This is a genomic window from Bradyrhizobium sp. U531, from assembly GCF_051710265.1.
GTDB lineage: Bacteria > Pseudomonadota > Alphaproteobacteria > Rhizobiales > Xanthobacteraceae > Bradyrhizobium.
This window is the reverse complement of record NZ_JASVEN010000006.1, coordinates 479,471-492,243: the sequence shown is the minus strand read 5'-3', so window position 1 is coordinate 492,243 and position 12,773 is coordinate 479,471. Positions and strand designations below refer to the sequence as shown.

Annotated in this window: 5 protein-coding genes and 5 pseudogenes; 3 read left to right on the top strand and 7 right to left on the bottom strand. The window is 61.0% G+C overall.

The annotated features are described in order from the left end of the window. Positions 1–711: 711 nt before the first annotated feature. Positions 712–2,044: pseudogene (locus QRQ56_RS27335) on the top strand (IS5 family transposase). Here the strand turns inward: QRQ56_RS27335 and tnpC are convergent. From tnpC to QRQ56_RS27315, 4 genes and pseudogenes are all read right to left on the bottom strand, one after another. Further along, positions 2,028–3,580, bottom strand: a pseudogene (gene tnpC, locus QRQ56_RS27330) (IS66 family transposase). The pseudogenes QRQ56_RS27335 and tnpC sit on opposite strands and share 17 nt — an antisense overlap. 75 nt (positions 3,581–3,655) lie before the next feature. Then, on the bottom strand, positions 3,656–4,009 hold the full coding sequence (gene tnpB, locus QRQ56_RS27325; RefSeq protein WP_438744252.1) for an IS66 family insertion sequence element accessory protein TnpB: 354 nt from the start codon (positions 4,007–4,009) through the stop codon (positions 3,656–3,658). A gap of 168 nt (positions 4,010–4,177) precedes the next feature. Continuing rightward, entirely contained in the window at positions 4,178–4,270 is a 93-nt protein-coding gene (locus QRQ56_RS27320) for a hypothetical protein (RefSeq protein ID WP_438744290.1), read from the bottom strand. 693 nt (positions 4,271–4,963) lie between these two features. Then, a complete protein-coding gene (locus QRQ56_RS27315) occupies positions 4,964–6,382 on the bottom strand; it encodes an MATE family efflux transporter (protein ID WP_438744251.1) in 1,419 nt (472 codons plus the stop codon). Positions 6,383–7,496: 1,114 nt separating this feature from the next. Here QRQ56_RS27315 and QRQ56_RS27310 point away from each other — a divergent pair. Then, complete coding sequence (locus tag QRQ56_RS27310; protein ID WP_247293539.1) at positions 7,497–7,667, top strand: hypothetical protein; 171 nt, start codon at positions 7,497–7,499, stop codon at positions 7,665–7,667. Then, positions 7,657–9,726 (top strand): recombinase family protein, encoded by a 2,070-nt coding sequence (locus tag QRQ56_RS27305; RefSeq protein ID WP_438744250.1) that lies wholly within the window; start codon positions 7,657–7,659, stop codon positions 9,724–9,726. The genes QRQ56_RS27310 and QRQ56_RS27305 overlap by 11 nt, the downstream gene beginning before the upstream one ends. Here QRQ56_RS27305 and QRQ56_RS27300 read toward each other — a convergent pair. From QRQ56_RS27300 to QRQ56_RS27290, 3 pseudogenes are all read right to left on the bottom strand, one after another. Beyond that, positions 9,696–10,577, bottom strand: a pseudogene (locus tag QRQ56_RS27300) (IS3 family transposase); the annotation flags it as partial. The gene QRQ56_RS27305 and the pseudogene QRQ56_RS27300 sit on opposite strands and share 31 nt — an antisense overlap. Then, positions 10,578–11,952 (bottom strand): annotated as a pseudogene (locus tag QRQ56_RS27295) (IS110 family transposase). Between the two features lie 236 nt (positions 11,953–12,188). After that, a pseudogene (locus QRQ56_RS27290) lies at positions 12,189–12,443 on the bottom strand (transposase); the annotation flags it as partial. Positions 12,444–12,773: the final 330 nt, after the last annotated feature.

Below are 12,773 nucleotides of genomic sequence, written 5' to 3'. Positions count from 1 at the left end.
TCGAGTGTTCTTTTGGATCCGTTGCTTTCCATGATGATCCTTCCTTCGGATCGCCTTCGAGATGATTTCTCGGGCTGCAATAGCTTGCGAGGTACTTGTGAACGAAGCTCTCTGATGGCCAGGATGATCTCTCGCTTGCGATGAACACAGATCCACTTGGCAGGAATCCGGAGACGCCTTGTGCCACAGGAGTTACTGACCGATCGTCGATGATCCGCCAGCCACGGCGCCGTCCGGATTCTCCGACAGTTTTCAACGAAACCCCTTAGCTCTGATGTTTGGGGCCATGGTGATCAACCCACAGATCGTGGACAGGGCTACCTGCCGTTGTAAGCCCCAGTCGCGCCGGACTGTTCCAAAATGGTGCATCCGGGTTTTGATCGCGTGTAATTCAAGCTCTGAGATCGTACGCTGCAAGCCGAGCAGCAGGCTGCCATCCGGCGATTGCAGATGCCATAACCGTCCGCGATCAAACGTAAGCGCTTAGGCGGAACCCTATTGAGGTTGGCTTGACGTTTTGCGGAATCGCCATGAGGTCTTCGATAGTCGTCCGTGAACAAGGTTCTAAGCGATTGAGCAGGAGTCTCTTTTTCGGATTCGAGGCGGTTTGAGATTGCAGGAATGGGAGGTTGAAGCCGCCAAACCCTGCAATTTCGCTTTTGGATTCCCTTTCCCTCCGGACCATGATTCTCTGGTGCATCGGAGGGAACGATGCGGCCGAAGAAGCACAAGACGACGGGATCGAACGATCTGTTCCGGGCGCGGCTGGACCAGATCATCAATCTGAAGCACGAGTTGGTTCTGCTTGCCGGCAAGATCGATTTGGGACTGGATCGACGGCGAGGTCGCGCCGCTCTACAGCGAGAACGGCCGGCCGGGGATCGAGACCCGCTTCATGATTGGGCTGTTGTTGCTCAAGCATATCTACGGGCTGTCCGATGAGGGGGTGTGCGAGCGCTGGGTCCACGACCCTTATTTCCAGTTCTTCACCGGCGAAGAGTTTTTCCCGCACGAACGCTCGGACCTGAGCCATTGGCGCAAGCGGCTCGGCGACAAGCTGGAGCTGCTGCTGGCCGAGAGCCTGCGGGTGGCGCACGAAGCCGGCGCCTTACGCAGCCAGGACCTCAAGCGCGTCACGGTCGACACCACGGTGCAGCCGAAGGCCATCACCTTCCCGACCGACGCCAAGCTGCTTCATGCCGCCATCCAGGGCCTCAACCGCCTGGCGAGAAGGCACAGCGTCAGGCTCCGGCAATCCTATTCTCGCGTGCCCAAGGCCGCTGCGATGATGGCGGGCCGCTACGCCCATGCCAAACAGTTCAGCCGGCATCAGCGGCAGTTGCGTATCCTGCGCAGCCGGCTGGGCCGGATCATCCGCGACATCCGTCGCAAGATCGAGGGCCAGCCAGCCCTCGAGGAGGCATTCGCCCTTCCGCTTGGCCGAGCCAGCCAGATCCGCTCCCAGCAGCAGCGCCAGCGCGGCTGGAAGCTCTATTCCTTTCATGCCCCGGAGGTGGAGTGCATCGGCAAAGGCAAGGCCTCAGCCCCTTACGAGTTCGGCGTGAAGGCCTCCATCGTCACCAACAATCGCCGAGCTCCCGGCGGCCTGTTCGTACTGCATGCCAGCTCGCTGCCCGAAAATCCCTACGACGGTCACACCTTGCGGAACGTCATCGACCGGACCGAGACGCTCACCGGATGTCCGATCGAGCGGGCCTATGTCGACAAGGGATACCGCGGCCACGATGCTCAAAATCCCCGTCGCGTCTTCATCTCCGGCCAAAAGCGCGGCGTCTTCGGCGTTATCAAGCGCGAGCTGCGCCGCCGCTCCGCCATCGAGCCCATCATCGGCCACATGAAGACCGAAGGTCACCTCGGTCGCTGCTACCTCAAAGGCCGTGCCGGAGACGCCGCCAACGTCATCCTCTCAGCTGTCGGCCACAACTTCCGCCGCATCCTAGCCTAGCTCAGAGAACTCTTGTGCCTGTTCCTGGTCCGACTATGCCGCGTGCTGGCCGGTCCAGCGCTCAATTCGCCTTCTTAACGGACGACTCGATACGGCTATGGCGATGGCCGTCGATGATCGTCTCGAGTGTTTTCGGCGATGTAGGCGGCCGGGTTGACGTCGTTGAGCTTACATGTCGCCACGATGGATGCGAGCAAGGCCGAGTTTACGGCTCCGACCTCATGACCGGCGAAGAGCACGTTTTTTCTAGTCAGGCAAGACTGGCCGGATGGCGTTCTCGACCGGGTTCGTGTCGAGCTCGAGGCGCCCGTCTTCGAGGAAGCGGGTCAGCCCTTGTCAGTGATTGAGCGCGTAGCGGATGTCCTCGGCGAGCGTCGACCCGCTGGAGATCATCGACAGCTGCTTCTCGAACCAAGGCTTTAACGCGGCGACCATGGGCAGCGAATGCTCCTTGCGCGCGGCCAGCCGGATGTCCGGCGATGAGCCGCGTACCATGGCTTCGACGGCCTAAAGCTGTGCGTGCCGAACGGCGGCCTCGGCAATCGGCGATTTGCTGTTACGGGCCGATTTGACGAAGCGCCGGCGCAAATGGCTCCAGCAATGCACGAGTGTCCATGGCCCCTGCGGTCGAACGACTTCGGTCAGCCGGTCATAATCGTCATAAGCATCGCATTGCAGGAAGCGTCCGCCAAAGCCATCCAGGAACTGCTCCGCGAAGGCGCCGCTGCGACCGGGGGCATATCGGAACAGCACGATCGGCGGACTTGGGCCGCTGTGGCCGCGCTCGTCGGAGACGATCGCCCAGAAGTAGCCTTTTTTGGTTTGGCCACGCCCGGGATCGAGCACCGGCGCCGTGGTTTCATCCATGAACAGACGATCCGCCGTGGCCAGGCGGCGGCGCATGTGGTCCGCGATCGGCAGAAGATGGAAGCAGGCGCGGCCGGACCAGTTGCCCAGTGTCGCCCGATCAAGCCAGATCCCCTGGCGCCCATAGATCTCGGCCTGACGGTAAGCCGGCGTATGGTCGCCGAACTTGGAGACGATCACGTGCGCAATGGCCGCTTCGGTCGGCAGTCCACCAGGCACGACGTGTTCCGGCGGGTGGGCCTGCACGACAGGGCCCGCGCAGCGGCGACAGATGTATTTCGGGCAGCGCGTGCCCAGCACCCGCCATTGCGCCGGGATCACGTCGAGAGTTGCTGACGCCTCGCCGATCTTCGTCATGGCGCCGCAACCGCACGGACACAGCGTGCTCACAGGCTCGACGATCCGTTCCACCCGAGGCAAATGGGCAGGTAAGCAGCCGCGATTGCGATGAGAACCTTCCGGCACGCTCCGCGATCAACCCTGGATCATAGCCTCGGCTCTCTCCTGCGCCGCGTCCAGGATGCCTTGCGCGATCTCCACGTCTTCCAGCGGCAAGTGAGACTGATCTAGCCGCAGCTTCTCGGACTTCGCGCCGAACTTCTCGCGTCGCAATTCTCCCGAGAATGACCTCGAGCCGACGCCGCGCTTCCTCCGATGCTGCCAGGGCCCCTGATGCTCGCTCAAGGCCGCCTGCGTTTGCGCCAAAAGCGCCTTCAGGCGTTCGTTTTCGTTGCGCAGCGCCGCAATGCTCATGCGCTATTTCGAGCACATCGTCACGGCGCGCGCCACGTTCAAAATAGCTCCCGAGTCAATCTGCCGCAGTTATCCAGCCGCCTGGGGACGCCGCGCTTCTTCCGGGCGGACTAACCTCCAATCCAGCCCTTCGAACAGGGCTGCGAACATCGTTGGTGATATGCGCATCACGCCGTCTGCGATCGTTGGCCAAGCGAACTTGCAGCCTTCGAGGCGCTTATGAACTAACACCAGGCCCGTTCGATCCCAGACCAAGATCTTGATCTTGTCCGCTCGTTTCCATCGGAACACGAAAGCTGCGCCGCTGAACGCGTCGAGGCGAACTATCTCCTGCACCTTCGCCGCAAGTCCATCGTGGCCACAGCGGAAGTCGATGGGCCGCGTCGCGATGTAAATCGTCAGATCGGCACCGGCCGCGATCATCGTGACGCTCGCACTTCGCCGATCACCCGGGACAGCTGCTCGCCATCTATGGCGGGGTCCGTCCGCAGCACGACATCCCCAATCGCGACCTCAAGCTTGATCGCCGGAACGTGACCCTCCTCCCACGCGCTTTCCACGACCCAGCGGTGCGAATGTCGACTGCTACGCCTAGCACGGCGTCAACATGCCTCGCTCTCGAAAGCGTCGTCGCCAATCGTACTGCCACCGCCTCGCTCCGTGCTTGCGTGCCACCTCGGACACCTGGGCACCCGGTAGTAGACTTTCGGCCACGATCCGAGCTCTCTCAGCCTCCGAACGCACGCGGCGACCCGACGGTCTTCAAGCACCTCCAGCCGGCTCACCCGCCCTCCCGATGAGCCGGCCAAATGGACGTCCTTTTTGCTGTCCAATCCCATCCCAAACCTCCGTCCAACGCCGGAGACTTCTTCGCACGTTCATTCGAATTCTGAAGCAAGGGTATCGGCTTCGCGCTTACGATCAAACAAGCGACAACACCTCCAGAAGTCAAGAAACGCGCAGCAATCCGAACAACTGCGCGCCAGCGCCTCACTGCATCGAGAGGGCAAAGGCCACCTGGCCAAGAGTAGCCGCGCGATCAGGTGCTTAAGGGTCCGGCGGGCTCCAGCAGTGTCGTTCTGAAGATCAGCGCCATTGATGTCCGCCTCGAGACATGAGAGCGGTGCAAATGACGGTACCGAAGCTTCGGCTTTTCGGCTTGCCGATCATTCGTGCGGCTGCGATCAGGCCACGTACTCGTCATTGGGTGAATTCGCCGCGAACGCGGCTTTTCGCCGTTCGGAAGGGTGATCGAGACGCAGAGGCGACTAGCGAGCTATTGTAAGTATTCATAGGCTATTAGAGGTGTTCGCGCCGGTGGCTGTGCATCCCGGCAACGGAGCTCGGAAGGCGGCTCTGCTATGTCGTCGAAATATATCAACGAAGAGCAAGCCTGTTCGCGAGCAGTTGGAAACGTAAAACGACAAGCCCCGCATAAAGTGTCGTTCCGATTGACAGCCCTATCCAGATTCCAACCGCACCCAAGCCGACTTTTAGACTGAGCACGTAGCTCAGCGAGAATCCGACCACCCAGTAAGCGACCCCAGCCAACCAAAGCGGAACCCGCGTGTCCTTCAATCCACGCAGGCAGCCCGTCGCGATGGTATGCGTGGCAGAACTGGTAAAGAATGTTGCACCAACCAGAAGCAGCGTTGCCGCGAGCTTGATCGTGGCTTCGGCATCGCTGGTTCTGTCACTCAGAAATAACTTGGGAAGCTCAAAGCGGATGGCGACTACAGCGAAAGTAAGCGTTACGGCAATTGCGACACCCAGCAAGATCGCGACCAGACCTGCCCGCTTCACACCAGGGCCGTCGTTGCGCCCAAGGGCGTGCCCGACTCGCACGGTTGCAGCCATGCTGATTCCAACCGGGATCATGAAGAGGATACCAGCCACTTGAAGCGCGATCTGATGAGCGGCGAGTGCGTTGGCGCTAATCGATCCCGCAAGGAGAGCTGCGGCCGAGACTAGGCCGTACTCGATCAAAACGGCGAATGACATCGGCACACCGATCGAGATCAACTCTCTCATCACAGGCCAGTCGAGCCGCCAGAAACGGGCCAGAGCTCGGTACGTACGCACGGGCGTACCCATCGTGACAAACCAAAACCCGGCCAAACACGTCCCCCAGTTCACTGTGGCAGTCGCAAGTCCCACCCCGAACAAATCCAACTGCGGAAATCCAAACTTGCCATTCATCAGTACATATACGAGCAGAGCGTTTAGGGGGATAGCCGATAGCGTGATCCACAGAATCGGCTCAGGCCGAGTGACCGCGCCCATAAAATTGCGAATAGCAAGAAAACACATCGTGGGTACCACGCCCCAAGCCAATCCGGATAGATACTCCTGGGCGAGCCGAGCGGCTTGCGGCGCTTGGCTGAGGGCGAGCAGTGTTTGCTCCCCACGGAGCGCAAAGGCGATGGTGGGAATAGATACAAGGACCGCAGCCCAGAGCCCCATCCGCAGCGAGCGTCGCACCAGGGCTAAGTTATGCGCCCCGAAAGCCTCGGCTGTCAGAGGCGCGATCGGCGCCAGCAATCCCATGCCAACGGCGAATCCAACGAGATAGACCCGTCCGGCCAAAGCTGCGCCGGCCAGAGCTTCGCCGCCGATGCGCCCCACGAAGACAAGGTCCGTGGTCATCATCGCGATCTGTCCAACCTGGATCAGGACCATCGGCCCCGCGAGTCGCGTGATTGCGCCGAGTTCCAGCGCAACGCCACGCCGAGCGGCCTGGCCTCTCGGTACGTGGGGCGAAGCGGAATGCGACTTTGTTTCGCTGATACTATCCATTAAAATGATTACCAGTCACCCCTCAGGCGAGGGGCGCCCCTAGATGCCTGACGGCTGCGATCCAAAGCGCGAACCGCACTACCTTTGAATCTGGCCGAAGAAAAGGGCTCGGCTGCCTGCGCACGCGGACATCGATAAAATGAGAGGCGGCGAGAGCAGCAAGCCCGAAATAGTTGATGATGCGCACATCGGCGACCATCATCGAAGGTGATGTCTGCAGTTCGAACGGGACCTCTACCTTTCCGTGAGGGTTACGAAGATCAATTTCTAGGATACAGGAAAGACCAAGCACACAGTCTCGGGCGTGCAGACGGTTTCTAGCTGCTCGTTCCCATCGGGAAAGCCGTGTGCGAACACTGTACACAGATTCATAGGGCACTGATCGACTCCCGGTCGACGAAGACGCGATAACCTTACCAGCCAATAGTGCAATTCCATGTCGGTACATGTGGCACGGATATCCTGTTCAAGTCTTATGCCAACTTGGAAAGCTCAGTGATGTAGAGGCGATTTGCTGGTCGGAGGTGTCTGAGACCCGACAGCAAGTCGGAGTACGGCCTTCGCGCCGCCCGGTATGATCTGAGCTGCTGCCGGTTTGATGGACACCGGGTTAAGCTAATCCCACCTTGCGCTCGAACTCAACAGGGCTGAGCTAACCGATCGTCGAGTGACGTCGGGTCGTGTTGTACAACGACGTTTGAGAACGCCCACAGGACCGTTCTTCGCGACGTTCTTTATCGGCATCATCCTTGGTTTGGGCGCCGAGTTTGCGTTCATGGGGCCATCGACAAGGCCGACGATGTCGTTTTTCGCTGCACCCTGGACGGATCGCAAGCAGACCGTTGGCTGGAAGTTCCCGCATGGATGTTCGACCGGACGGCATGCCATCACGCCGGGTTTCTGACAGCTCAGCCGCTTGTTAGCATCGATGCACTTGCGGCGCTTTCTGCGCTTCTCGATGTAGCGTTGAAGGATCGAACGCCATCAGCTGCCCCGCTTTCTGGCGCATCCAGAGGCTCTCACGGCCAGAATCGGGGAGCGACTCATGTCAAGCCAGACGGCAATGCCAGGGAGCGGATACCGACACAATCAACGACCGCGGCCGCAGCAGCAGATGGATCTGTTCGGGAGCGGCCTGTCGAACGGCGCCATCGGCGCGCCGGCATGGTCGGAGCTGCCGGCGGAAGCGCAGGCGGCCCTTATGAGTCTGATGACGCAGTTGATCCTCGACCATGCTGCGACGACGGCGACGCCGCGCGCGAAGGAGGTCGGTCATGATTTCTGACAAGGTCAGGCCTCATCATCTCGAGCGCAAGGCGCTTCTTTACGTGCGTCAATCCTCAGCGCATCAGGTGTTGCACAATCGCGAGAGCAGTGCGTTGCAGTACGCCATGCGGGACCGGCTGACGGCGCTCGGGTGGTCAGAGATTGAAGTGATCGATGATGATCTCGGTCGTTCAGCCGCGGGCGGGGTACAACGCGCCGGTTTCGAGCGGATGGTAGCGGAGGTTTGCCTCGGTAAGGTTGGCGCGGTTTGCGCCCGCGAGGTCTCGCGCTTCGCTCGCAACAGCCGGGATTGGCAGCAACTCATCGAGATGTGTCGTGTGGTCGATACCGTCCTGGTCGATCAGGAGACGATCTATGCACCGAGGCACGGTAACGACCGCCTGCTGCTCGGGCTCAAGGGCAGCCTCAACGAGTACGAGCTGGATCTGTTGCGCCAGCGCTCGCTCTCGGCCCGCTACGAGAAGGCGCGCCGGGGCGAGTTGGTTGTGGCGGCGCCCGTCGGCTTCGTGAAGACCGGCGACCATTATGAGAAAGATCCGGATCGGCGTGTCCAGGAAGCGATCAAGCTGGTGTTCGACAAGGTCGAGGAACTGGGCAGCGCGCGACAGGCGCTCTGCTGGCTCCACGAGTACAATCTCGATCTGCCGGTGAAGCAGACCAGCGGTGACACGGCCTGGCGGCGACCAAGCTACTCCGCCATCCACCGGATCATTGAGAACCCGGTCTACGGCGGCGCCTATGCCTATGGTAAGACGGCTGTGGCGGCGGGATACAGCGCCGCAGGCGTGAGCGTGAAGATCCGCCGCAAGGCGCGGAACGAATGGCTGGCGCTGAAGCCCAACACCCACGAAGGGTATGTGAGCTGGGAGAGGTTCGAGGCGATCCGCACTATGGTCAGCAGCAACATTCCCACCGGTCGGCATCACGGCGCGCCCAAGCATGGTGACGGGCTGCTGGCCGGCCTGATCCGGTGCAAGCGCTGCGGCCGCAAGCTCACACTCCGATACTCCGGCATGAAGCACCATATCCCGCGCTACAGCTGCAGCCGCGCCTGGATGGACAATGGTGGCCCTCACTGCATCGGCTTCGGCGGACTGCGCGTCGATGATGCAGTCGAGGAAGCGCTGCTTGGCGTCGTCGGTCCGGGCGCTATCGCTGCTGCAACCGCGGCCGCCAAGGAAGCCAGGGAACGGCGGGATCAGGTGCGCGATGCTCTCAGTCGCGACCTCGAAGCGGCGCGCTATGCCGCCGACCGGGCCTTCCGGCAGTACGATGCCGCTGACCCCGCGAACCGGCTGGTGGCGGGCGAGCTTGAAGCGCGCTGGAACAGGGCGCTCGCTCACGCGGCGGAGGTCGAGGGCAAGATCGCAATGCATGAGGCGGCGACGCCCGCCCCCATTGCCGATCCAGCTTCGCTCGGCGTTCTAGCCTCGAACCTCAAAGCGGTCTGGGATGCGCCGACGACGGATGCTCGCCTCAAGAAGCGCGTTGTGCGCACCCTCATCCATGAGGTCGTGGCCGATATCGACGATGCGGCCTCCGAGATCGTCCTCATCGTCCACTGGGTCGGCGGCGTTCACAGCGAGATACGCCTGCCCAAGCGCCGGCGCGGGCAGCGTAACAGCACCTCCGCCAACATCATCGAGGCTGTGCGCCGACTGGTGCTGATCGCCAGCGACGATCTGATCGCCGGCCTCCTCAACCGCAACGGCCTCGAGACCGGTAACGGCAATCGCTGGACGCGCGAGCGTGTTACCTCGCTGCGCTCGAACTATCGCATCCCGGTGTTCAAGCCCGCCGAGGACGGCATCGAGCCCTGGCTAAACCTCTGCAACGCCGCCAAGCTCCTGAAGATCGCGCCCAAGACGCTCCGGCTGGCCGCTGAAGCCGGTGAAATCGAAGCCATCCATCCTCTGTCGGATGGTCCTTGGATCTTCGCCCGCAGCTCGCTGATAACAACTGCTGCTCGATCTATCGCCGAACGAGCGCGACAGAACCCAAGATACCCCACGGGATCGAATCCCAATCAGCAAAGTCTTTTCTCTTCAACAACATAGACAGATGGGTGTTCTGATGTGCGGTTGTAGAGCCGCTCGATGTAATCGAACACATCTGTTCTGGCCTCGTTCCTGGTGCGATAGGTTTTGCGCTCGGTGCGTTCGGTTTTCAGCGACGAGAAGAAGCTCTCCATCGCCGCGTTGTCCCAGACGTTGCCGGACCGACTCATGCTGCAGACGATGCCGCTATCAGCCATCAAGCGCTGGAAATGCTCGCTGACGTACTGGGCGGCCGCGATCGGAATGATGCATCAGGGCATCCGGCTTGCCCCGCCGCCAGACCGCCATCAACAGGGCGTCCGCAACCAACTGGGCGGTCATGCTGGCGCTCATCGACCAGCCGACCACCCGGCGCGAGAACAGGTCGATCACCGCCGACACATGAGCCAGCCCTCAGCCGTCCAGATGTAGGTGAAGTCGGCGATCCACTTCTGGTTCGGGCGCTCGGCCTCGAACTGCCGATCCAGAAGGTTCGACGCCACGTTCGCAATCTGGCGATGGCCTGCGTCCTTCGGCAGACGCCGGCGTCGTGGCCGCGCCCGCAGGGCCTGTAGGCGCATCAGCCGTTCGACCCGGTGCAGGCCGCATTCGACGCCGTCCGCCAGAAGGTCTCGCCAGACGCGCCGCGCGCCGTAAGTCCGGTCACTGGCAAGGAAGCTGACCTTGACCTGCTGGCCTACGGTCTCGTCGCTTCGGGATCTGGCGCTGGGCGATCGGTTCAGCCAGGCATGAAAGCCCGACCGCGACACGCCCATCGCTTCGCATAGCCATGCCACCGGCCAGATGCCCCGGTGCTTCGCGATGAAGCCGAACTTCATGTCGCTTCCTTCGCGAAGTAGGCAGCGGCCTTCCTAAGAAACAGCCGGATTGGCGTCGCCCGGAATGGCCTGCAACACGAAGCCTAGCGATTTCGCCCGGCGCTGTAGGTTGGCGAGGACACGGCTACGATATTGCTGCTCATATTGGTCTGCACCAGGATCCTTGTAACTGATGCCGTGCCGGAGTGTGTTGTAGAATAAAACCGCAATCTTGCGAGCGGTCGCCGTCACGGCCTTCGATTTACCCGCGCGTGAGGACAGCCGACGATAGAATGCTCCAAGCGCTGTCTCGCTCCGCCCCACGGTTGTTGCTGCCAACCGCAACAGCGCAGCTGCGCGACTTGAGGATCTCCGTGTGCGCGAGGACAGCACCTTGCCGCCGGAGATCTTGTTGCCGGGTGCGAGGCAGAGCCAGGAAGTGAAGTGTTTGGCGCTCGGCCATGCCCTTAAATCCGTGCCGCACTCGCCGATGAGCTTCAATGCGAGCGACGGACCCAACCCATGGATCTCAGTCAAATCGACGCCAAGCACGCCATACAGCGCGGTCCTGACATCGAAGGTGGGTGTGTTGACCTGCTTGGTCTTGACGCGTGGCTTGGCTAGCTTTCCGACTGGTCCTGCTCCTTTGGTGTTCAATGCACTGATCAGGACTTCGAGCTTGCGATCACAGTCGAGCATCTTTGCCTGATAAGCGTCGTAGAGCTCCAGCGATTGAGTCAACGCGAAGACATGTTCGTGGCGGTCATTGCCTACGAGTGCTGCGCGGATCGTCTCGATCGACGAATGGCAGCGCACGTCCCGATAGGTTGCTAGGACGTCGGGATTGCGTTCGCCTGCGACAATGGCTCGGATAATCCGCATGTCGGTCGCGCCGGTGATATCCGAGACAACATACAACATGATGGAGCTGCAGGTTCATCTCCATCAGGGCCTTCTGCATATGTTGGATATGGGCGGCAGCATATTCCACGAGCCGCTCGCGCTGACGCAGATAGGCTCGCAAGGTTGCGATCTCGGCATCGGGTCGGAAGCTGCCCCGTAACAGGCCATAGGAGTGGAGCTGGCGTAACCAAGCGGCATCGCTGACATCCGTTTTGCGCCCAGGTACATTCTTGGCGTACCGCGCGTTGACCAGAATGACCTCGAACCCGCGCTGTTCTAGGATCTCGTAGACCGGGATCCAATAGACGCCAGTGGATTCCATCGCGACACTAGTCACGCCGCACGCCTTGAACCAGTCCGCCAGCTGATGCAGGTCTTGCGTGAATGTGCCGAATGCACGCACTGGCGTATCGGTGCCGGCCGGGTTCACCGCGGCCATGTGCATCTTTGACCCGATGTCGATAGCGGCCGCGCCAAGGTTGACCGGCTTTAAGTCCGGGCCGCCACCAGTTGTCCTCTTAGGCATCGCAAATCCTCCGTCCGATGATGGGCTGGAGGGTCTGGGCCATGCCAATTTGTCATCTTCCTAATCGGGATCGCCGCCGAAACGGCGTCACCACTCTCAAGTCCGCATGCGCCCATGGACCACGTTTTTTAACGGGGACAGTGCCTCCAATAAGCTGACGGCCGCTACCCTCCGAGCCAAGGGATAGCACAAGGCTGTTTCTACCCCGCACAGGCGCGCCATCCCGCTGGACAGTTTTTTAGGATATCCCGCTCCGCCTTCAGCTTGTTGACCTCGCGCCGCAGCCGCTCGATCTCCAATTGCTCAGGCTTCATTTGCCCGTGGCCGGGGAAGGACTGCGCAGCGTCGAAGCCGAACTCCTTCACCCATTTGCGCAGCACGTTCTCATGAACGCCCAGGTCTCGGCCGGCTTGCGCCACAGATACCCCGCGCTCCCTGACGAGCTTGACCGCCTCGATCTTGAACTCTCGACTGAACTTCCGTCTCTGCATGACCCACCTCTGGCTCGATAAAACACCCAATCTCGGTGTCCATCAAACCGGCGCAGCTCAATCTCCGCTCAGTCTGGCTGAAGGGAGGCTGCGGCTAGAGTGCCACAACCTAGTCCTTAACACCGCAGCATCAGCTGCACCTTCCCGAGGCGTAAGAAATCACCGAGCTTACAGGTCGGAAGGTGACCGTGGGTCGTGAATCGTTCAGCTCTCGCAGGATACTCTTGACGGGTCTGCAAGAGTTGATCGTGCCTGGTACCAAACGGATTGGGATCGTCGCTACGCCGCATTACGGCTGAAGCTGTCGGTTGAATGCTCGCCGGCCCGAGA

Coding starts and splice junctions, on each gene's coding strand:
- tnpB (WP_438744252.1), bottom strand. CDS start 4,009: ATGATCGCGGCCGGTGCCGATCTGACGATTTACATCGCGACGCGGCCC.
- QRQ56_RS27315 (WP_438744251.1), bottom strand. CDS start 6,382: ATGGATAGTATCAGCGAAACAAAGTCGCATTCCGCTTCGCCCCACGTA.
- QRQ56_RS27310 (WP_247293539.1), top strand. CDS start 7,497: ATGGATCTGTTCGGGAGCGGCCTGTCGAACGGCGCCATCGGCGCGCCG.
- QRQ56_RS27305 (WP_438744250.1), top strand. CDS start 7,657: ATGATTTCTGACAAGGTCAGGCCTCATCATCTCGAGCGCAAGGCGCTT.